Source organism: Brevibacterium spongiae (assembly GCF_026168515.1).
GTDB classification, from domain to species: domain Bacteria; phylum Actinomycetota; class Actinomycetes; order Actinomycetales; family Brevibacteriaceae; genus Brevibacterium; species Brevibacterium spongiae.
Genome location: NZ_CP093443.1, coordinates 3,433,528 through 3,454,519 on the forward strand (window position 1 = coordinate 3,433,528; position 20,992 = coordinate 3,454,519).

At 65.5% G+C, this 20,992-nt stretch carries 22 protein-coding genes; 7 read left to right on the forward strand and 15 right to left on the reverse strand.

Features of this window, described 5'->3' with window-relative positions; all coding sequences use genetic code 11:
- Nucleotides 1-26: 26 nt before the first annotated feature.
- From ispF to L1F31_RS15500, 3 genes are read right to left on the reverse strand one after another with little or no spacing between them, the layout of a single operon-like run.
- Complete coding sequence (gene ispF, locus L1F31_RS15490) at nt 27-512, reverse strand: 2-C-methyl-D-erythritol 2,4-cyclodiphosphate synthase (RefSeq protein ID WP_265418126.1); 486 nt, start codon at nt 510-512, stop codon at nt 27-29.
- Nucleotides 509-1,276, reverse strand: coding sequence for an IspD/TarI family cytidylyltransferase (locus L1F31_RS15495; protein WP_265418127.1), 768 nt, complete (start codon nt 1,274-1,276; stop codon nt 509-511). Before L1F31_RS15495 ends, ispF begins: the two co-directional genes overlap by 4 nt.
- Before the next feature lie 29 nt (nt 1,277-1,305).
- Nucleotides 1,306-1,788 (reverse strand): CarD family transcriptional regulator, encoded by a 483-nt coding sequence (locus L1F31_RS15500; protein WP_265418129.1) that lies wholly within the window; start codon nt 1,786-1,788, stop codon nt 1,306-1,308.
- Between the two features lie 434 nt (nt 1,789-2,222).
- On the opposite strand from L1F31_RS15500, the gene L1F31_RS15505 reads away from it, so the two are divergent.
- Nucleotides 2,223-2,786, forward strand: coding sequence for a hypothetical protein (locus tag L1F31_RS15505; protein WP_265418130.1), 564 nt, complete (start codon nt 2,223-2,225; stop codon nt 2,784-2,786).
- A 130-nt stretch (nt 2,787-2,916) separates the two neighbouring features.
- Here L1F31_RS15505 and L1F31_RS15510 read toward each other — a convergent pair whose 3' ends face one another.
- Both L1F31_RS15510 and L1F31_RS15515 read right to left on the reverse strand, forming a co-directional pair.
- Complete coding sequence (locus L1F31_RS15510; protein WP_265418131.1) at nt 2,917-3,600, reverse strand: response regulator transcription factor; 684 nt, start codon at nt 3,598-3,600, stop codon at nt 2,917-2,919.
- A complete protein-coding gene (locus L1F31_RS15515) occupies nt 3,597-5,069 on the reverse strand; it encodes a sensor histidine kinase (protein ID WP_265418132.1) in 1,473 nt (490 codons plus the stop codon). Before L1F31_RS15515 ends, L1F31_RS15510 begins: the two co-directional genes overlap by 4 nt.
- Before the next feature lie 275 nt (nt 5,070-5,344).
- Here L1F31_RS15515 and phoU point away from each other — a divergent pair, with 275 nt between their 5' ends.
- Nucleotides 5,345-6,007, forward strand: a complete 663-nt coding sequence (gene phoU / locus L1F31_RS15520; RefSeq protein ID WP_265418133.1) for a phosphate signaling complex protein PhoU — start codon at nt 5,345-5,347, stop codon at nt 6,005-6,007.
- Between the two features lie 39 nt (nt 6,008-6,046).
- Here phoU and L1F31_RS15525 read toward each other — a convergent pair whose 3' ends face one another.
- The gene (locus L1F31_RS15525; RefSeq protein ID WP_265418134.1) at nt 6,047-6,190 is read right to left on the reverse strand and encodes a hypothetical protein; all 144 of its coding nucleotides are present in this window, start codon (nt 6,188-6,190) and stop codon (nt 6,047-6,049) included.
- A gap of 9 nt (nt 6,191-6,199) precedes the next feature.
- A complete protein-coding gene (locus tag L1F31_RS15530; RefSeq protein ID WP_265418135.1) occupies nt 6,200-7,165 on the reverse strand; it encodes an EamA family transporter in 966 nt (321 codons plus the stop codon).
- A 71-nt stretch (nt 7,166-7,236) separates the two neighbouring features.
- Between L1F31_RS15530 and L1F31_RS15535 the strand changes: the two genes are divergently transcribed.
- The gene (locus tag L1F31_RS15535) at nt 7,237-8,166 is read left to right on the forward strand and encodes a LysR family transcriptional regulator (RefSeq protein WP_265418136.1); all 930 of its coding nucleotides are present in this window, start codon (nt 7,237-7,239) and stop codon (nt 8,164-8,166) included.
- An 84-nt stretch (nt 8,167-8,250) separates the two neighbouring features.
- Here L1F31_RS15535 and L1F31_RS15540 read toward each other — a convergent pair whose 3' ends face one another.
- Nucleotides 8,251-8,994, reverse strand: a complete 744-nt coding sequence (locus L1F31_RS15540; protein ID WP_265418137.1) for a phosphoglyceromutase — start codon at nt 8,992-8,994, stop codon at nt 8,251-8,253.
- Between the two features lie 108 nt (nt 8,995-9,102).
- Here L1F31_RS15540 and L1F31_RS15545 point away from each other — a divergent pair, with 108 nt between their 5' ends.
- Together L1F31_RS15545 and L1F31_RS15550 are read left to right on the forward strand one after the other, a co-directional pair.
- Nucleotides 9,103-10,134 (forward strand): bile acid:sodium symporter family protein, encoded by a 1,032-nt coding sequence (locus L1F31_RS15545; protein ID WP_265418138.1) that lies wholly within the window; start codon nt 9,103-9,105, stop codon nt 10,132-10,134.
- Nucleotides 10,131-10,724: a GNAT family N-acetyltransferase gene (locus L1F31_RS15550; protein WP_265418139.1), complete on the forward strand. Its 594-nt coding sequence runs from the start codon at nt 10,131-10,133 to the stop codon at nt 10,722-10,724. Before L1F31_RS15545 ends, L1F31_RS15550 begins: the two co-directional genes overlap by 4 nt.
- On the opposite strand, the gene L1F31_RS15555 is transcribed toward L1F31_RS15550, so the two are convergent.
- The 6 genes from L1F31_RS15555 to L1F31_RS15580 form a co-directional block, all read right to left on the reverse strand.
- Entirely contained in the window at nt 10,705-11,328 is a 624-nt protein-coding gene (locus tag L1F31_RS15555; RefSeq protein ID WP_265418140.1) for a YbjN domain-containing protein, read from the reverse strand. The genes L1F31_RS15550 and L1F31_RS15555 overlap by 20 nt on opposite strands.
- A gap of 109 nt (nt 11,329-11,437) precedes the next feature.
- Nucleotides 11,438-12,877 (reverse strand): glycosyltransferase, encoded by a 1,440-nt coding sequence (locus L1F31_RS15560; protein WP_265418141.1) that lies wholly within the window; start codon nt 12,875-12,877, stop codon nt 11,438-11,440.
- Nucleotides 12,878-12,911: 34 nt separating this feature from the next.
- Nucleotides 12,912-13,721 (reverse strand): alpha/beta fold hydrolase, encoded by an 810-nt coding sequence (locus L1F31_RS15565; protein ID WP_265418142.1) that lies wholly within the window; start codon nt 13,719-13,721, stop codon nt 12,912-12,914.
- A gap of 64 nt (nt 13,722-13,785) precedes the next feature.
- The gene (locus L1F31_RS15570) at nt 13,786-14,097 is read right to left on the reverse strand and encodes a DUF2516 family protein (RefSeq protein WP_265418143.1); all 312 of its coding nucleotides are present in this window, start codon (nt 14,095-14,097) and stop codon (nt 13,786-13,788) included.
- Between the two features lie 262 nt (nt 14,098-14,359).
- Nucleotides 14,360-14,833: an AzlD domain-containing protein gene (locus L1F31_RS15575; protein WP_265418144.1), complete on the reverse strand. Its 474-nt coding sequence runs from the start codon at nt 14,831-14,833 to the stop codon at nt 14,360-14,362.
- On the reverse strand, nt 14,830-15,735 hold the full coding sequence (locus tag L1F31_RS15580; RefSeq protein ID WP_265418145.1) for an AzlC family ABC transporter permease: 906 nt from the start codon (nt 15,733-15,735) through the stop codon (nt 14,830-14,832). Before L1F31_RS15580 ends, L1F31_RS15575 begins: the two co-directional genes overlap by 4 nt.
- A gap of 66 nt (nt 15,736-15,801) precedes the next feature.
- Between L1F31_RS15580 and L1F31_RS15585 the strand changes: the two genes are divergently transcribed.
- Nucleotides 15,802-16,437, forward strand: a complete 636-nt coding sequence (locus L1F31_RS15585) for a helix-turn-helix domain-containing protein (RefSeq protein WP_265418146.1) — start codon at nt 15,802-15,804, stop codon at nt 16,435-16,437.
- 77 nt (nt 16,438-16,514) lie between these two features.
- Here L1F31_RS15585 and L1F31_RS15590 read toward each other — a convergent pair whose 3' ends face one another.
- The gene (locus L1F31_RS15590; protein ID WP_265418147.1) at nt 16,515-17,663 is read right to left on the reverse strand and encodes an FUSC family protein; all 1,149 of its coding nucleotides are present in this window, start codon (nt 17,661-17,663) and stop codon (nt 16,515-16,517) included.
- An 85-nt stretch (nt 17,664-17,748) separates the two neighbouring features.
- Between L1F31_RS15590 and pepN the strand changes: the two genes are divergently transcribed.
- The gene (gene pepN / locus L1F31_RS15595; protein ID WP_265418148.1) at nt 17,749-20,844 is read left to right on the forward strand and encodes an aminopeptidase N; all 3,096 of its coding nucleotides are present in this window, start codon (nt 17,749-17,751) and stop codon (nt 20,842-20,844) included.
- The last annotated feature ends 148 nt before the right edge of the window (nt 20,845-20,992 follow it).

The window sequence follows — 20,992 nt, forward strand, 5'->3', positions numbered from 1 at the left end:
CCTGTCCCTTTCAGCTCGGGTAGACGTCAACTCGGGTAGACGAGGGCGTTGGCGATGGCCGCGATCCCTTCGCCGCGTCCTGTCAGGCCGAGCCTGTCGGAGGTTGTGCCCGAGACGGACACCGGAGCTCCGGCGGCCGCGGACAGGACCTGCTGTGCCTCGGCGCGACGAGTGCCGATCTTCGGGCGGTTGCCGATGACCTGGACGGCGATGTTTCCGATCTCGAAGCCTGCTGCGCGAACGGTGCGGGCCGCCTCGGTGAACAGATCGGAACCTGCAGCGCCGGCGAATTCCGGTCGGTCGACGCCGAAGTGTTCGCCGAGGTCACCGAGGCCCGCGGCGGAGAACAGCGCATCGCAGCAGGCGTGGGCTACGACATCGGAGTCCGAGTGCCCCTCGAGTCCCGGCTGTCCCGGCCACAGCAGCCCGGCGATCCAGAGTTCGCGTCCCGGGTCGGAGGAGAAGGCATGGACGTCGACACCGATTCCGGTGCGGGGAATGATCGCAGTCATCGCGGGGCTCCTCTGTCGTCTGTTCGCGCATCGCTGCCCGCACCGTCCGCATCGCGCGCAGCCTTGCAGGCATCCATCTCGTCATGCATCCGAGCCAGTTGCTCGCCGAGGATGAGGTCGAACGGATAGGTGATCTTCAGCGCCTCTTCGTGGCCGTCGACGGCCACGACGTCGGTGCCGAGGCGTTCGACGAGACCGGCATCGTCGGTGGCGGGTTCGCCGTCGACTCGGTGCTGTGCGTGGGCGCGCACAAGGGTGGCGGCACGGAAGCCTTGAGGGGTCTGCACCCGTCGCAGGAGCGAGCGGTCGAGGTCGCCGCGGAGGACTTCCGGTTCCGCACCCACCGCTGGGTCAGCAACCGCCCGACGGACGGTGTCGATCATGGGCAGAACGGGGACGACCGCCTCGGCGCCGGAACGCACCGCAGCGACCACTCGCACGAACACCTCAGGAGGGGTGAGGCATCGCGCCGCGTCATGGATGAGCACGTATTCGGCGTCGCCGATATGCTTCAAGGCTATTTGCACTGATTCTGCACGATCAGAACCACCTGCTACGGCTGTAATTGAAATCTCGCATTCCCATTTCTTTGTGACTGCGTCGATTTCCTCGCGTGCGCGGAAAAGAAAATCCTCGGGAGCGGCCACCACGATTGTGGAGGCAACTCCCGAGGAGATGATCGTCTCGAGACTGCGGGTCAGAATACTCCGCCCATGCACATAGGCGAATGCCTTCGGCTCACCGCCGCCCAGACGAGATCCCAACCCTGCGGCCGGGATGATGACACAGGTGCTCAGGACGCGAGCACTTCGTCCAGCAGGGCTTCTGCTTCGGACTCTTCCTTCTTCTCGGCCAGTGCGAGTTCGGAGACGAGGATCTGCCGAGCCTTCGAGAGCATGCGCTTCTCGCCGGTCGACAGGCCACGGTCCTGCTCGCGACGCCAGAGATCTCGGACGACTTCGGCGACCTTGATGACGTCACCGGACTGCAGCTTCTCGAGGTTCGCCTTGTAGCGGCGTGACCAGTTCGCGGGTTCTTCGACGAATTCTGCGCGGAGGACGTTGAAGACCTTTTCCACACCTTCTTCGCCGACGACATCTCTCACACCGACCAGATCGCAGTTCTCTGCCGGAACTTCGATCACAAGATCACCATGGGCGACTTGGAGCTTGAGGTACAGTTTCTCCTCACCTTTGATGGTTCGCTTCTTGATTTCTTGGATTGTCGCTGCACCGTGATGTGGATAGACAACAGTGTCGCCGACCTGGAAACTCATATTCTCTTCAAACCCCTTTCGCGGAATCCCAGTTTACCATGAGGCTCGCCACAGAAATCGTTCAGGGTAATGAATCTTCATGCTAGGCTCCGCCTCCTGCCGATCGCGACAACCACCAAAAAGCACCCTTGCTGACGGGGCCACCAGCGGAAACATCGGCATCGGGCCCATTGCCGCCAAGGTCGACTAGCCACAGGCTCCGAGACCGGGCAGGGAATGAACTTCCAATGAACTCGATTCGCGCCACCCGCGCCACGCCCGACCCCCTTACCCAGACGCAGCCAACAGTTCCCGTGCACGCCCGAATATGTTTCGCCCGTCCCTTCGTCGGACGATGAGTTCCGGTTTCACCCGACGATGAGATCCGGTTCTACAGGAGGTCAAAAACCGGGTAGTATACAGACTGATCTTGTATTGCCACTTCAAGGAGCATAATGAAACGGCACAACCGCGCGGCTCTCGCCGTTGCCGCACTCGCTCTCGTTATCCCCGTCAGCGGATGTGCAAGCTTGCTGTCTCCCCACCAGACTGCCGAGTACCGCTACAACGGCGGCGACGGAGCCTGGGGCACCGTCGGTGACGTCGAAGTCCGTGGGCTCATGCTCATCATGGATGAGTCCGGCAAGGGACCTGCGCAGCTCTTCTTCACGCTCATCAATCAGGGTGAGGACACCGCCGAGGTGTCTCTCGATGTCGCAGGCACCTCGGTGAGCGAATCGGTCAAGGCCGGCGATACCTTCGTCCAGGACCCGAAGAGTCCGTCCACGTCGACCAAGGATGTCGTCACGGTCGACGACCTCAAAGCCGAGCCCGGTGACCTCGTCGATGTGACCGTCAAGGTCGGCGGCGAAGAGAAGACGATCGAGACTCAGCTCCTCACCGACGTGCTCCCCTACTACGAGGAGTATGTGCCGTCGGAGTCGCCGTCGAACGTGCCCAGCGAAAGCACTGACGCCACTGAGGGCGCCACCGAAGGAACCGGCACCGCCAACGGCTGAATCCCCCTTCGCGAACGCTGAAAGGAGCCGCTCACACCATGTGAGCGGCTCCTTTCGCATTCACCCGCGTTCTTTCACACCGCGGCGGTTGCGGGGACTCGGCACACCGACCCGCCCGCAGCTGACTGCCTCAGGCTTCGAATTTGTACCCGAGCCCGCGCACCGTGGTGAGCAGCCGCGGCTCGGAGGGGTTCTCCTCGACCTTCGCGCGCAGACGCTTGACGTGGACGTCGAGGGTCTTCGTATCGCCGACGTAGTCCTCGCCCCAGATCCGGTCGATGAGCTGGCCGCGGGTCATCACGCGCCCGGAATTGCGCACGAGGATCTCGAGCAGCTCGAATTCCTTGAGCGGCATCGACAGCTCTTCACCGCGCACGGACACGACATGCCGTTCGACGTCGATGCGCACTCCCCCGGCCTCGAGCACGGATTCGTCCTCGAAGTCCTCGGTCTCGACGTTGCGCCGCAGCACCGCACGCACGCGGGCGAGCAGCTCCCGCGAAGAATACGGCTTCGTGACGTAGTCGTCGGCGCCGAGTTCGAGTCCCACGACCTTATCGATCTCCGAGTCCTTGGCCGTGAGCATGATGATCGGCACATTCGACTTCGCACGCAGCTCGCGGCACACTTCGGTGCCGGAGGCGCCGGGAAGCATGAGATCGAGCAGGACCAGGTCGGCACCGTTGCGGTCGAACTCTGCCAGAGCCTTGAGTCCGTCGTCGGCGACCGTCACCTCGTACCCTTCCTTACCGAGCAGGTACGACAGCGGGTCCGAGAACGAATCCTCGTCCTCGACAAGCAGAATACGAGTCACGTTGTGAGCTTCCTTTGTTCGCTTTCATCGGTCTGATCTTCGGGCGAGCCGGATTTCCCGGCTCGGGCGACGTCGCCGCCGCCTCCATTATCTCCGGCCTCGGCCGAGATGTCCTCACGGTCCTCATCGCGTCCCACAGCAGCGTCATTCGCCGAGGCGGTTCCGCGGTTCGCGTCATTCGCCGAGTCAGCATCATCGCCGTCCGCCGCCGAGGCGGTTCCGCGGTTCGCGGCGTCTGTCGAGTCAGCATCATCGCCGTCCGTCGGCGGGGCGGTCTCACTCGGATTCGCGGAATGCTCGATGAGCACCCCTTCCGGTGCCGAATCGCTGGCGGCATGCTCGGGCGCGGTACCGGCCAGCGGGAGCACGATCGTGAAGGTCGATCCCTTGCCGAGCTGGCTCCACACCCGCACTTCGCCGCCGTGTGTGGCGATGATGTGCTTGACGATGCTCAGGCCCAGTCCCGTGCCGCCGGTGATCCGTGATCGTGCCGGATCCACCCGGTAGAAGCGTTCGAAGACGCGTTCGGTGTCCTGCGCGCTCATCCCGATGCCCTGGTCGGTCACGGCGATCTCGACGCGTTCGTCGACGAGGCTGACTCCGACCCCGACTCGGGTTCCGTCGGGAGAGTAGTTGATGGCGTTGTCGATGAGGTTGCGCACGGCGTTGACGAGCAGCTCGTAGTTGCCCTCGATGAGCAGATCCTGCGGCGGAGAGAGTTCGATGTGGATGTTCTTGCCTTCGGCGCGCGTGCGGGCACGGTCGGCGGCATCGTCGACCACCTCGGCGGCGGAGATCTTCTCCGTGGTCGCCGGCGCGGCGTGGTCCTGGACGCGGGAGAGATCGATGATCTCCTGCACCAGCTGGGTCAGCCGCTTCGATTCGCGCTGCATCCGACTGCCGAAGCGCTCGACTGCGGCCGGGTCGTCGGCGAAGTCGGTGACCGCCTCTGCGAGGAGTGCCATCGCACCGATCGGGGTCTTGAGCTCGTGGGAGACGTTGGCGACGAAGTCCCGACGCACGGCGTCGACGCGTTTGGATTCCGTCTGATCATCGCAGAGGACGAGGACGAACGAGGTGCCCAAGGGAGCGACGCGGGCGTGGAGGTAGCGGAGGACGGAATCGGAGGCTTCCCGCTTCTGCTCGAGGTCGATCTCTTCGATGAGGCCGCGGGCGCGGACCCGGCCGACGACACGCAGCATCTCAGGAGAGGCCAGCGAATGACCTCTGACCAGGCCGAACGTATAGGCGGCGGGCGAGGCTTTGACGACGTCGTCGCCCGCGTCGATGACGATCGCGGCCGAGGGCAGTACGGCGAGAACCTCAGCGATGCCTTCGGGCAGGTCGTCTTCTGAGTGCAGATCGGCAGCATCACGGGAGCGTTCGCTGAACCGGAACGCAAGGATGCCCGCTATACCCAGGCCCAGACCGACGACGCCGGTCAGGACCGCCACTACTAAGAGATCCACAGCCTCAAGCTTAGGTGCTGTCCATCAGGTCGGCGCACCGAATTCACTTCCGCACGCCGTATTTGCCGAGGAATTCACCTTCCCGTCTGGCGACGTTCACCCGATCATGCGATGCTGACGTCTGTGTGCCTGCGCTCCCCCATGCGAATCCACGCGCTTTCGGGCGCGGGCCCGAAGGCGCAGATCGGGTATGCACACCCGCTGATGTCCCGTTGAGGAACACGATGTCCCTATGAGGAACACCTCGTACGACCGAAAGTAAGGAACCGCCGCCAATGCGCGAAGTCTTCAGAAACGAACTGGACGATCTGGCCACACAGCTGGTCGGTATGTCCACCAAGGCCCTCGAGGCGATCCGTCTGGCCAATCAGGCGCTGCATTCGAATGACCTCGAGCTGGCTGAACAGGTTATCGAGGCCGATGTCGTCATCGACAATATGCAGTTCACTCTCGACCAGCAGTCCGCCGAGATTCTGGCCCTGCAGGCTCCGGTGGCCGCCGATCTGCGCGCCGTCATCGGTGCCCTGCGGATGTCGGCTTCGCTGGAGCGCATGGGCGACCTCGCCCGTCACATCGCGCAGCAGGTGCGCATCCGCTACCCGGAATCTGCGATTCCCGACCCCTTCGAATCGACGTTCTCCCGCATGGGCGAGTCCGGAGAGAAGATCGCCGAGGCGACGCAGCGGCTGCTGTCGAATCCCGGCCTGGCCGATGTGCCCACGATCAACGCCATCGACGAAGAGCTCGACGAGCTGCACCTGAGCGTGTTCTCCAAGCTGGCCGAGGCCCCTGCCGGGACTCTGGCACCTCGCCACATCGCCGATGTCACGCTGCTCTCCCGCTACTACGAGCGCTTCGGCGACCATGCCGTTTCGGTGTCGCAGAAGGTCGAATATCTGCTCACCGGAAACTGGGAGCCGCACCTGTCGAAGAAGTGACGACAGTCCGCACAGACAGATGACGATCGCCGAGGTGGTTCATCCACCTCGGCGATCGTCGTCTGTCGCACTTTCCGACTCCGCGCCGAGCTCGGACTCCGTGCCGAGCCCGTCAGCGCACTGCGGCCCCAGCACTCGCACCAGCACCAGCACCAGCACCAGCACCAGCACCAGCGCGATCATCCGACATCATCAGCGCGCACCGGTGCGCGCCGCCCGCTCAGGCTCCTCACTGACAACCACCCTCCGGCGCCGGCCGATGCGGGCGCCCCTGGCCCTGCGCGAGGCTCCTCGTGCAATGGCCTTGAGCACACCGGTCGTCACGGCCACTCCGAAGAGGAGGAGCACACCCCCGATGATCTCCGGGACCGTCGGCCGGTCGCCGAGGACCACCCACGCCGAGAGGACTCCGACGACCGGAACGAGCAGAGTGAACGGAGCTACCTGGGAGGCCGGGAAGCGGGCCAGCAGAGAATTCCAGATGACGTAGCCGACGAGCGAGGCCACGCCGGCCGTGTAGACGACCGAGGCCACGACTCCCCAGGTGGGATGCGTGAGCGCGTGGGCGACTGCGGTGGGCCCGTCGAAGAGCAGCGACAGGCCCAGCAGCGGGAGGGGAACGACGATCGCTGACCACACGGTCATCTGCACGCCGTTGATTCCGTCTTTGACTCCGCGGGCGGCGACGTTGCCGATCGACCACGACAGGGCGGCGCCGAGAGCCACGACGAAGGCGAGCACTGGCACATCGGATTGGAGACTCAGCCCGATCACGAGCAGGCCGGTCAGCCCGATGAGGATGCCGATGATCTGCCGTCGGGCCGGGAACTCCCGCAGGGCCACGGCAGCGACCACGACCGTGAATGCCGCCTGAATCTGAATGACGATCGAGGTCAGCCCGGCCGGCAGTCCGAGGGCCATGGATGTGTAGAGCAGTGCGAACTGCCCGGCCGACATGAACACACCGATGAAGAGTATGCGGCGGAAGGAGCCGCGCGGGAACCGGACGAAGAAGATCGCCGGGAGCACGACGAAAGTGAAGCGGGCGGCGGCCAGGAGCAGCGGCGGCCAGTCCTGGAGCCCGAAGTCGATGAAGACGAAGTTGACTCCCCAGAGCACGACGACGAGCAGTGCGAGCAGGTAGTGAACGGTGCGCATAGGACAAGCATTTCAGCCCGGCAATCAAATATCCATTGAAAGTCTTTGCGTCGACTCTTTACGATTATTTCATGATTGATATCGTCGCACTACGCACTCTCGTCGCTTTGGATTCGCTCGGCTCGGTGACGACCGCGGCTGAGTCCCTCGGCTATACGCCGGCCGCGGTGAGCCATCAGCTGCAGAAGCTCTCGCGCCTGCTCGGAACGCCGGTGACCGAGCGGATCGGGCGGGGCATCGCCCTGACCCCGATCGGGCGCGAGCTCAGTCGACGCGGCGCAGGACTGCTCGCTGACCTCGAGAGTCTGGAGACCGACCTCCGCGCCCGGTCAGGGGTGCCGCGGGGACGGATCACGGTCGGCGGCTTCTCCACGGGAATCCGCGGACTGCTGGTGCCGGCGCTGCCGCGATTGCGCGACTCGGCTCCGGAGCTCACGGTGTCGAATACCGAGGAGGAGCCGGATGAGCTGCTCGAGATGGTCACGGCCGGGCGCATCGACGCCGCGTTGGTCTTCGATTGGAACGGCTCGTCTCTGCGCCTGCCGTCGACGGTGAATTCGGAGCTCATCGCCGTTGACCGAGCAGACATCATCATGAGCCAGGACCATCACCTGGCGGATCGAGCCGAGCTGGGGCGGCGTGACCTCGTCGACGAGGTGTTCGTCTCCGCCCCGCACAACGGCGTCTGCCATCGGTGGCTGAAGGCCCTGTTCGTCGACCTCGACGCAGAGCCGCGGATCGATTATCTGGCCTACGAGTATGACACTCAGATCGAATTCGTTCGCGCCATGGGTGCGCTCGCGCTGGTGCCCAGGTTGGGGCGTCCGCACCTGCCCGAGGATGTCATGCACGTCCCCTTGGACGATCCGTCCATCGCCCGTACCATCCACCTCGTGTGGAGGCAGTCGATGTCGGCCTCACCGGCGATCGGGCTCCTGCTCAGGGAGATGAAGACGATCGCCGAGGCGGACGTGCCGCCTCGGCGATCATCGTCTTCATGAAGGGCTCAGCCCAGTGCCTTCGTGAAGGGCTCAGCTTCGTGAGGGGCTCAGCGCCGTGAAGTGCTGAGCGTATCCATATAGGACTCAGCGCCCCTGGTTGGCGACCTGGCCGATGGCCGCTGCGGCCGCCTCGGGGTCGAGGTAGGTGCCGCCGGGCGTGACCGGAGTGAAGTCCTCGGTCAGTTCGTAGTGCAGCGGGATGCCGGTGGGGATGTTGAGCCCGGTGATATCGGCATCGGAGATTCCGTCGAGGTGCTTGACCAGCGCGCGCAGCGAGTTGCCGTGAGCGGCGACGAGCACAGTCTTGCCGACGGTGAGTTCGGGGACGAGGACGTCGTACCAGTAGGGCAGGAGACGGTCGATGACGTCGGCGAGGCATTCGGTGCGGGGCATCGAAGCGCCGAGGTTCGCGTACCGCGCCTCACCGGCCTGCGAGAATTCCGAGCTGTCGGCCAGCGCCGGAGGCGGGGTGTCGAAGGACCGGCGCCAGGTCATGAACTGCTCTTCGCCGAACTCCTCGCGGATCTCCTTCTTGTTCTTGCCCTGCAGCGCACCGTAGTGGCGCTCGTTGAGTCGCCAGCTGCGGTGGACGTCGAGCCAGGAGAGGTCGGCGGCCTCGAGCGCGAGGTTCGCGGTGAGGATCGCGCGCTTGAGCCGCGAAGTGTGCACGACATCGGGGATGAGTCCCTTTTCGCGCAGAAGCTCACCGGCGCGCTGACCTTCGGCGCGGCCCTTCTCGGTCAGGGTCACGTCGACCCATCCGGTGAACAGATTCTTCTGGTTCCATTCGCTCTCGCCGTGGCGCAGCAGGATGAGGTTATGCGTCATGGCACCATTTTGGCACGACCGTCCACCGGCGCCTCCTGCACCCACCTGATCGTCTCAGCAATTGGCGCAGTGTCTCGAGTCACAAGACGCCTGGAGTAGCCTGAGCGCATGCCAGACGCACCAGCACACACATCCTCGACGAACGGCACCGCGCCCGCCGCGGATCGCAGCTCGATCATCGCCGTCACAGCTCTGCCGGTCCTCGTGGTCATCGCCGGAGTCCTCGGATTCCTCCTTCCGGACGCCTTCACTCCCCTGGCCCCGTCGATCACCTGGGCACTCGGCGTGGTCATGTTCTTCATGGGGCTGACGCTGACGCTGCCGGACTTCACCCGGATCGCGAAGCGTCCGTGGATCGCGGTGCTCGGCGTCGTCACCCAGTTCGTGGCGATGCCTCTGCTCGGTCTCCTGGTCGTCACCGTCTACTCTCTGCCGACGGAGATCGCCGTCGGCGTCATCCTCGTCGGCTGCGCTCCGGGCGGCACGGCGTCGAATGTCGTGACGTATCTGGCCAAGGGCGATACTGCGCTGTCGGTGTCGATCACCACACTGTCGACGCTGCTCGCGCCCGTGCTCACCCCGCTGCTGACTCTGTGGCTGGCAGGGTCGTACATGGATGTGCCGTTCTGGTCGATGTTCGTCTCGATCTGCCAGACGGTGCTCGTGCCCGTCATCGTCGGCGTCATCGTGCGTGTGTTCGCCTCGAAGTTCGTCGACAAGATCTCACCGGTGCTGCCGTGGTTGGCGTCGATCGCCATCGCCTACATCGTCTCCATCGTCGTGGCAGGTTCGGCCGGGTCGATCGCCACCGCCGGAGTGCTCGTGCTGTTGGCAGTGGTCACGCACAACCTGCTCGGACTGGGCGTCGGCTACGGGGTCGCGGCGGCCTGCCGTCTCGACACCCCGACGCGTCGAGCGCTGTCCTTCGAGGTCGGACTGCAGAACTCCGGGCTCGCCTCGACTCTGGCCACGACGTACTTCTCGCCGCTGGCGGCCCTGCCCGGCGCTGTCTTCAGCGTGTGGCACAACGTCTCCGGCGCGCTGCTCGCCTCGATCTTCGCTCGCCGCCCCTACGGCAAGCCTCCCGTCGACCACATCGCACGCGACACTGCGGCCACGGGTGCCGGGTCGACCCGATGAGCGCCGAGGCGGCACCGAGCAGAGGGTTCGACGGTTTCAGTCCCGAGACCCTGGAGGCAGGGGGACGGACGTTCACCGTCCGTCGGGCCGGCGAATCCGATGTGCCCGCGCTCGTCGCTCTGCTGCGTGACGACGCGCTCGGGGCAAAGCGTGAGGCAGAGGTCTCGACAGCCGATGGAACGGGCGCTTCGGGCTCAGATGCCGCAGATACGAGTACCGAGACAACGACCACCGAGGATGCTGCCGCGTACTATCGTGCCTTCGCCCTCATCGCAGCCGACCCCAATCAGCTGCTCGTCGCCGTCACAGAGGAATCCGATGTGGTCGGGACGCTGCAGCTGAGTCTTCTGCCGAGCCTTTCGCGGCGCGGCACTCTGCGACTGCAGATCGAAGCGGTGCGAGTCGGTGCCGCGGCGCAGGGAATCGGGCTCGGCACTGCGGTGTTCACATGGGCGCATGAGTGCGGTCGTCGTTTCGGGGCGGGCCTCGCCCAGCTGACGACCGACCGGTCACGCACCGATGCGCAGCGGTTCTATTCCCGGCTCGGCTATGTCGCCAGCCATGAAGGGCTCAAGCTCCCCCTCGATTGAGGCGAGCCCGCGCAGCCGCCTGCGGGCTCCCCGCTTCAACCGCAGTCTCAGGTCGCACCACTTCGGGATGGTCTGTCTCGCCGTCGCCGAAGGTGCCGAGGAATTCGTTGTCGTCGCCGCTGAGTACGCTTTCGAAGGCGGCGAGGTTCCGGGTCGACTCTCCGCGGGCGACTCGCCAAGCCCATTCCTTCTTCATCCCGGTGAGGAATCCGATGAGGAGGAGTTCGTTGAAGGACGAGTCGGCAGTGGAGAGCATCGCTCCGAGCAGAGCGTCGAGTTCGTCGAGCAGATGCTCCCTGGGCACGCTCGCCCGCAGGTACACATCGCCGAGGCTGTCGATCGCGAACGCCACCGGACCGGGCTTGAGATTCTTCTGCAGCAGCCATCGGTTGAATTCGGCGGCGTTCTCATCCGGGTGGCGGATGACGAAGGCCTGCAGATGTGCGGTGCGCGCGAAGACGCTGATGGCGACGTTCGTCTTGAGCTTCTTCTCGCCCGGCAGGGTGACGACGATCTCTGTGTCCTCCACCGAGTCGACGGGAACGTCGTTGTCCTCGGCCCAAGTGCGCACACCCGCAAGAATCGCCTCGGTGTCGGTGGTCATGCTCTCACGCCTCTCGTTCGGCTTTCATGCTCACCGCCGACTCTAGTCCTTCAGCCTGCGCCCCCGTGCCTTCAGCTTGCTCCCGGGCCCTCAGCCTGCCCCTAGTCCTTCAGCTTGCTCCGAGGGCTTCGGATTGCCGCTGCGCTGCGCCGGCCGTACGGGGCAGCGCGTCGAGGACGGTTGAGACGGTGCGGCCCCAGTCAAAGCGATCGGCGCGCTGGACGGCGTGCTCGGCAAGTTCGGTGCGCAGAATCTCGTCGTGCAGCAGGGTTTCGATGGCCGTGGCCCAGTGGTGCGGGTTGTGGTCGGCGATGAGCAGGCCCGAATGGCCGTGTTCGACGATTTCGGGCAGACCGCCGACCGCTGAGGCGATCGCCGGCAGTCCTGAGGCCGCGGCTTCGGCGGCGACGAGTCCGAAGGATTCGCTGCGGGAGGGCACGATGAGCACATCCGCGGCCCGGTAGTAGTCGACGAGGACCCGCGAGGGTACCGGCGGACGGATCTCGACGCTGGGTTCGGCCGCGATCGCCGAGGTCAGTTCGCGCAGATAGGACGAGGAGGCACTGCCTTCTCGCGGAAGAGCCGAACGGGTTCCGACTCCGGTATCGGCACCGGACGCTGCACCGAGGAGGATCCCACGGGTCCGTGATGCCAGGTGCGGGTCGCGTTCTCGCAGGTCGGCGAGGGCGTCGACGGCGACGTCCGTGCCCTTGATGAACTGCATCCGTCCGACGTAGAGGACGATGGCTTCGTCATCGGTGAAGCCGAGCCTCTGCCGTGCCGCCGACTTCGCGCCCGGCGTGTAGAGGGTGTGGTCGACGCCGGGGCGGGCGACGACGACAGAATCGGGGTCGGCACGGAGTTCGGTGATGAGGTCACGACGTTCGACGGGTGTCGCCGCCACGAGCAGGTCCGCTTCGGCGGCGATCCGCTCTTCGGCTTCCAATCGTTGGGGGCGCTCGTGGCTGGTCTCGGAATCGCGGTTCTTCACGGCACCGATCGTGTGCATGCTCACCGCGATGGGCGCACGAAGATACTCGGCGACGGACCCGCCGGGGGCGGACTGGGCCGACGGGTCAGCGCCGGTGAGCGGGCCGGCGGCAGTGAGCGAGCCTGCGGTGAGAGGACCGCCGACCGACGGGTCGGCGGTGATCTCACGGACGCGCAGGGCCGCCTCGGCGGAAATCCAATAGTGGGTCCAGATGAACTCGGCGGCCCGATAGTCAGGGTGAGCGAGAAGCAGCTGCGCGAGTTCGTCGATGGCATCGGCGAGCTCGTCCTTCGTCGACGCGCCGACCGGGAGGTGGTGGAGGGTGATCGACTCGGAGATCTCCATCGTCCTGCCGGCAGTCCCAGTGCCATCGGTCGCGCCGGCGTTCGCGCCAGTTCCGTCGAGTCCGCCCGGATCAGCGGTGAAGACGTCGACGCGGTGGCCGGCGGCGGCGAACGCGCGCACGGACTGGTCGACGTAGACGTTCATCCCCCCGGCATCGCCCTGACCCGGCTGGGCCGCGGGTGAGGTGTGGAGGGAGAGGACACTGATACGCACGACGACAGTCTAGCCAACGACGGCTGACCGGTGCCTAACCGAAGAACTCGCCGAGGATGCGGCGGACTTCGTGACGTCCGCGCCAGAGGATCGACCCGGCCGGCAGCACCTCGAGTCGGGAGCTCGGGATGGCCTCGTGGACCGCCTCGGCGATGGCGACGGGGTGCGCGGGATCGTCCTCATGGGTGAGGACGAGGACCTCGCCGGGGAAGCTGCGCAGATTCTCGGCGGACTCAGCCGTATCGTCGACGGCGATCTCGAGGGCGAGCCCGAGTCCGTCGGACATGTCCGTGTGGACGAGGTTCTCGGCCTTCGCCTTCGTCCACGCCCGCGCGGGAAGCATCTGGGCCACCTCGGCGGGTTCGCGGGAGAGCATGAGTTCGACGATGCCGTCGATGTCCTCGTCGGCGACCAGACCACGCAGTCTCTCCAGGTGGGAGCGGTTGGCGGCGGCCACCTCGGCGGGGAATCCGGTGAAGGAGGCGGGGAGGACGAGCGCGATCTTTTCGAGATCGCGGATCGCGGGGTGGGCGATGCTCAGCAGGTGGAGCAGCCCTCCTGCGGACATCGAAACGCCCAGAGCACGGCTCGCCGAGGTGGTCTCGACGGCTTCTGCGAGCACCTCGGCGATCTGCGGGTAGTTCCAACCGGGACCGGGTGAGGGGCGGCCGCCGTGTCCGGGCAGGTGGAGGAAGTGGCGGGTGCCGGTGATGCCGGTGCCGAACGGGCGGGTGTCGCGGATCGCGCCGGCGAATCCGTGGCCGAAGAGGGTGTGCGGTTCGCCGGTGCCGAACGTGGCGATGAAGCCGGACTCGGGGCCCGGAACGTTGAGGTCTGTGCTCATGTGGAAAGTGCGCTCTTCAGGGAAGTGGGTTCATCGGGACAGTGGGCTCGTCTGAAAAGCGTGCTCACCGCTTGCGGTAGCGCGGGTCGACGGCGCGGACCTTCGGGCGCACGTCGGTGAGGTACACGAGGCCGGCGACCAGGGCGATGATGTTGAGGAAGATCATGCTCATGCCCATCGGGGGCAGTGCGATGATGGCGAGCGCGAGTCCGACGCCGAGGAGGATGACCCAGAACTTCTTGCTCTGTTTGTCCACGGCGCGGTAGTTCTCGTCCTTGAAGCGGAGGCAGTCGATGAACGCCCACAGCTGGACGACGAATGCGGCCACCGTCAGGGCGAGAAAGATCAGCTGCTGAAAGCCCGCGATGTATTGCATCTGTACAGCCTAGCAACCGCGCCGCGACGGGGCAGGACCCGGCGGCGGATCCTGGGCAAGTGCCCATCCGCGTCCCACCGGGCTCTCAGCCCCACCTGGCTTTCAGCGGGGAGACGGGCTCGCCCGTGGGGAACGCGCACGCGTGGATGCGGGGACGCTGGTCTGCGCGGTGGCCAGGGCAGTACCTGCGCGGGGGCCAGGGCAGTACCTGCGCGGGGGCCAGGGCAGCAAGGAACCGGCGACCCAGCCTGCCGGGGTGATCTCAGAGGATCCCGGTCATACGGATGACCGCGCACACGGCCATGCCGATGAGAACCGCCAGCAGCATCGGCACGCGCACGATCGCCGCGAGAACACCGACTCCGACGCCGATGAGGCGGGCCGGATCCGCAATGTCCTTGCCGTCGAAGACCGCGGTCGTCGCGAACACCGCGCCGATGAGCACGACCGTGGCGCGGTCCATCCACTTGGTCACGCGTTCGGTCGAGTCGGCAGGTTCGTCGACGGCGCCACCGGCTGCCACCTCGGTCCGATGCTCCGCCTCGACTCCGGAACCTCCGACGGCGCCGGAGCCTGCGTCTGCACTGGATCCGTCCACCCCCACCGAGGCGGTCGCCGGGGTGCGTCGACGCCCCTTCGTGGCGATCGCGGCTCCGAGTTTCACCCCGGCGAAGCGCATGAGATACGTTCCGATGCTCAGTGCCGCCAAGGCGATGAGAAAGCTTCCTGCGTTCATCGACGGTCCTCCCCCGCTGCGCTCGAATGGTCCGATCCGTGGAGGCCCGATCCGTGATGACCCGGTTCGCTGCGTTCGGCATCGTGCCGGCCTGCGGAGTGGCCCACATCTGCCGTGCCAGTCATCAACCTGTCCCGAGTCTCATGTTGAGCCTCATGGTGAGTCCCACGGCGACGGCGCATCGACCGCACCGCCCATCCTGCGGCGACGAAGACGAAGACGGACAGCGACGTCACCGCGCCCAGGCCGAGCGGCAGCACCGGGGTGAGGCACACGGCGACGATGATGCCGGCGAGAGTGAGAGACAGCGTCACACGATTTTTCAGGTCACCGCGGATGAGGCAGAAGAGAATGATCGGGAACGCCGCGTCGAGGCCGAGCATGTCAGCATCGATGACATTGCCGAGCCACTGCCCGGCCATGGCGCCGCTGGGCCACATGAGCGCGATCGCAGCCCCCATGAGCAGGAAGGCGTGCCATTTCGCTCGATCATTCTGTCCCATGCGCGAAATCGCCGTGGACTCGTCATTGATCCAGTGAGAGGCGATGAGGGCCCGCCAGTCCTGAGGGAAGAAGGGGCCGACGGCGACGCCGAAGGCGAAGTTGCGGGAGTTGACGAGGAGTCCTGCCAGAACGGCGAGGATCGGGGCACCTCCGGCGGCGATGACGCCGACGAAAGTGAATTCCGCAGCACCGCCGAGTGCGAACATCGCCAACAGCAGAGTCTGCCACCAGGCGAAGCCGGAGACCGCGGAGATCGCCCCGTACGACAGCGCAACGGCGATGATCGTGACGGTGACGATCGCGACGGCCCGGTAGATCGACCCCGGCAGTGTCCGCTCGACCCCGCGTTGTCGAGTCTGCGAACGCGCCCGCTCAGCCGTACGAAATAATGAACCCATGTTCTACACAGTGCACTCCTGCCGTTCGTTCGTCAACTCGAACGACTTTGACGTTATAGTGAACACATGAGTTCACGACGCCACGACCCCGCGCAGGACACTGCTGTGCCACAGGACGCCGCTGTTCTGCCGGACAGTTTCGAGTCGTCTCCGACGCTCTCGCCCAGCGAGCAGATCGCCGCGGCACTCAAGCGGGAACGTCTGCGCGCCGGTCTCTCGCTCTCGGAGGTCGCGCGGCGTGCAGGCATCGGCAAGTCAACGATGTCCGGGCTCGAAACCGGCAGCGGAAACCCGAGCCTCGAGACGATGTGGGCGCTGGCCGCCGCACTCGACATCCCCCTGGCCCGCCTCCTCGACCCGCCCACACACGAAATCGCGCTGCAGCACGTCGGAGATATGCCGAGCCTGCCGTCGACGACAGCGAACTATGTGGCGACGCTGCTGTCACCATCGCCGACGAACGCACGCCGCGACATCTACTTCATCCAGGCCGAACCGGGTGAGCCGAGGACGTCCCAACCGCATCCGCAGGGGACGATCGAACATGTCATCCTCGGCAACGGGGCTGCTCGCATCGAGGTCCTCGGTCAGACGTATGAGCTCGGTGTCGGTGACTACCTCACGCATCCGGGCGATCAGCCGCATCGTTTCACGGCACTCAAACCCGGCACGAATGCCGTCTTCGTCGTCGAGAGCAGCTGACCCGGAACCCCATCGCTCTGGGAGCTCCCTAACTGCCTCGGGACAGCCGTCCGACTCTCGACTCAGCCATTCGACGACTATTCGACGGCCGGACCTGACTCATCATCGGCGTTCTCGGCCAGTGGCGGGAGTCGAGACTGCGCTTCCTCACGCGTGAGTCCAGCGGCCTGAAGCAGGTCGACGGCGACGGTCCGCAGGAGCAGGACCATCGATTCGTCGTGGATGTCCCAATCGGACTTCGCCCGCGGATCCAGAGTGCCCGCCGCTTCGGACAGGGCCGCCTCGGCGAGGGAACGATCGGTACCGCGACGCAACGCGATCTCGAGCTTCTTCGCCCCGTCGGCCAAGGAGCCGACATAGTCGGCGATGACGGGTTTGCCGACACCCAGCTCGGTGACACCCACGACGCGGCGGGCAATCACCCGCATGGTGCGCATCGCCCGATCGGAGAAGGTGTGGGCGCGGGACAGTCGGGTCACCTCGGCGGCATGGCGACGGGCACGCGCATTGATCTTCGCAGCCTCACGGGAGACCCGCAGCGACGAGCCCCAGGAGTCGATGATGTCCTGGGTTTCGCGGGCACGTTCGAGGGCCCGGTTGGCCATCGTCGAATCTGCCTCGCCCAGAGCCCGTTTCATCATCCTGAGGATGGCGTCGACCTCCTCGAGCATGTCCGCGGCCAGGCGTCGGGGAACCTTTCTGGCATCGCGCGGAATGAGCAGAGCCAGCAGAATCGCGCACACGGATCCGGTCAGCGCGTCGAGGGTGCGCGGGAACGGCATGGACGTGGCGGTGGCCGGGACCACGACGACGTAGACGGACTGCACTGCGATCTGGGTGATGAAGATGCCGCCGGAGTTGAGGATCGTGCCGATCACCAGGCCGATGATCAGAGTCAGCGCGAGCTGCCAGATTCCGGTTCCGTAGACGTTGACGAGGATCTCGCCCACGAGCACCCCGAACGTCGCGCCGATGCCGATCTCCAGAGCGCGGCGCAGTCGCCGGTCGACGACAGGGCCGATGCCGACGGCGGAGGCGACTGCGGCGAGGAACGGATATGGGTGGCCGAGCACGTAGACGCAGAAGGCATAGGCGGCGGTCGCAGCGATGGGGATCTGGATCAGCTGGCCGGAATTCACCCACACGCGCTTGAACCCCAACCGCAGGCGGTGGGAGACGATGTTGAAACCCCGCCGAGGCAGTTCGCTGACTCGAGTCTCCGCCATCAGTCCCCTCTGCCGTTCGCCGGTGCTGTACTCAGAGTACCGGAAATGTGGCATGCTAAAGTCTGTGCGCCGAGGAGGCTATTGAATGACAACGAATCTCACACGAAACGAAGCGCAGAGCCGGACACAGCTGCTCGAGGTCGATGCCTATACGGTTCACATCGATGTCAGCAATGCCGAGACCGATGACAGCACTTACCTCACGCGCACGGTCGTCGACTTCACCGCTCGTTTCGCAGATTCGACATTCATCGACCTCATCGCCGACTCCGTCTCCTCCGTCTATGTCAACGGTCAGCCCCTCTCCCCCACCGAGGTGTTCGACGGTGCGCGTGTCACGTTCCCCGTCCGCGCGGGCCGCAACAGCCTCACCGTCGAGGCGCAGGCCCGCTATTCGACGTCGGGTGAGGGCCTGCATCGCTTCACCGACCCGGCCGACGGCAAGGTCTACCTCTATACGCAGTACGAACCCACCGATGCCAGGCGGGTGTTCGCGAACTTCGACCAGCCCGATCTCAAGGCCCCATTCACGTTCTCCGTGACAGCGCCCGCCCACTTCCAGGTCCTGTCGAATCGGGCCGAAGCGCGCACTCAACCGGCCGGCGGTTCGGCCGGGACCACCTCGGCGGCGGGCTCCCACGACACGAGGTCAGCGTCGGCGGTCACGCACCATTTCGAACCGACGCTCAAGCAGTCGAGCTACATCACCTGCATCACCGCCGGACCCTATGAAGGGGCGACCGACGAATGGACGGACCCGAACACCGGGCAGACCGTGCAGCTGGGCGCATGGACGCGGGCCAGCCTCGTCGATCACCTCGACGCCGACGATATCTTCGCGATCACAAAGGCGGGCCTCGACTTCTTCACCTCGGAATTCGACTACCCGTACCCATGGGGGAAGTACGATCAGATCTTCGTTCCCGAGTACAACCTCGGCGCGATGGAGAATCCGGGACTGGTGACGTTCACCGACTCGCTGATCTTCCGGGACAAGGTCACCGACGCGAACTACGAGTCACGCGCGAACGTCATCCTGCACGAGATGGCGCACATGTGGTTCGGCGACCTCGTGACGATGAAATGGTGGGACGACCTGTGGCTCAAGGAGTCCTTCGCCGACTATATGGGCGGGCTGGCACTCGCCGAGGCGACCCGATTCACCGACGGCTGGGTGACCTTCGCGCTGCGGCGCAAGGCGTGGGCGTACACGCAGGACCTGTACCCGACGACGCACCCGATCGTCGCCGACATCCCCGATGTCGAGGCCGCGAAGCTCAACTTCGACGGCATCACCTACGCCAAGGGCGCGTCCGTGCTCAAGCAGCTCGTCGCGTTCGTCGGCCGGGACGAGTTCTTCGCCGGGTCGAGGTTGTATTTCAAGCGGTTCGAGTACGGCAACACCGAGCTCGCGGACTTCCTCGAATGCCTCGCCGAGGCGGCTCCCGACCGTGACATCGCCAGCTGGGCGAGCGCGTGGCTGGGCACCTCCGGAGTATCCGAGCTGTCCCTGCAGCTGACCACGTCCGATTCGTCGATGGCTTCGTCGTCAGCATCGACGTCGGCTTCGACGTCGGCATCGACCGGAAACGGGACTCAGACCCCGGCGTACGGTGCGAGAAGCGGGGTGCGCGTAGCCTCGAGCACGGGAGCGCGGCTGCGCAGTCCCGACATTGACGAGAATGCGGCCGGTGCCAGGACGGACGGGGCTGCGTCGGACGGTTCCGTGCGGGGAAACTCCCGGGCAGGGAACTCCGCGCCGGAGGCAGAGGTCGAGCCGCCTCGGCGACGGACCGGGTCCGAGACGATCACTCGCGCCACCATCACTCAGGCCGATTCGGCCGAGGGTGCGGCTCTGCTGCGTCCGCATACATTCGAGATCGCCACGCTCGGCCGGTCGGGACGGGAGATCGTGCCGCTCGATACGTTCCGGTTCGAGTTCTCCACCGAAACCGCCGAGGTCGAGCCTCTCATCGGGCGCAGCGCCGGCGTGATCACTCTGCTCAACTACAGCGATCTCGACTATGCGCGTGTGCGACTGGACCCGGAATCGACGGAGGCGGCGGTCACCTCGGCGTCACGGATCACCGATCCCCTGTCGCGGGCTCTGGTGTGGTCGGCGTTGGACAATGCGGTCCGCGATGGCCTCATGCCGGTGCAGAAGTATCTGACTGCCTATGCTCGCAGCCTCGGCAAGGAGAGCCACGCGGGGATCATGGCCGGTCTCAGTCAAACGGCTCTGACCTGCATCGATCAGTGGGTGGCGGATCGGAATTTCGATATTGCGATCACGGGTCTGCTCGGGGCGGCGCTCGATGCGCTGGCGGCAGCGAAGGCAGGATCCGATGCTCAGCTGCATCTGGCGAACCTCGTGCTGGCGCTGACTTCGCGCACGGCGCGGTGCGCGGACGGAAGTTCGGCGGTGGCGATGGGGCGCGGATTCGCCAGTCAGATCCTCGCTGTGCCGGTCGGTGAGGAGATCGACCGCATGTATCCGCAGGCTCCTGGTCAGAACGCCGAGGCGGCCGATGGTTCTGGCGGATCTGGCGGGGCCGGTGGTTCTGGCGGATCTGGCGGGGCCGGTGGTTCTGGCGGATCTGGCGGGGCTCGTGGCTCTGGCGGGGCCGAGCATTCGACTGCGACGCTGCCGTTCCGCGGTCTCGTCAACGATCATGCGCTGCGGTGGAATGCGCTCACTGCACTCGTGTGCCTCGGATGGGCGGATCAGACGGACATTGCGCGGGAGAACCAGTCGGATCCGAGCTCCTCGGGCAGGCTTCACGCCGAAACGGCCAGCGCCGCTCTGCCCCTGCCGATCGTCAAGATCCGCGCATGGGAGGCCATCCGCGAGGCGGGCGCGCTGAGCAATGATGTGCTCTCGGCGATCATCGCCGGGTTCATCGCGCCGAGTGCGCTGCCGCTCATCGAAGACTACGTCGATGAGTATTTCGCGGGGCTGCTGGGATTCTGGACGGACAATTCGATCGAGATCGCGCGTCGCTTGGTGCTGGGTCTCTACCCGAAGTGGTCGGTCTACGAGGATGACGTCGTCGAGAAGACCGATATCTGGCTGGCAGCGAACCCTGATGCGCCTGCAGCTCTGCGCCGTCTGGTGATCGAACGCCGCGACGACCTGGCTCGCGCAATCTTCCTCAAGTCGACGCAGAGTTCTCGCCACTGAGGCTTTTCGGCACCGAAAATTCTCAATGCAGCCGCTTTTCAGCACTGAGGCTTCACATCGCCGGGATTTTTCGGCAATGAGTTTTTTCGCGGCTGAAGCTATTCGTCGCTGAGACACCAGATGGCCGGTACCCCACTTTGGGGCACCG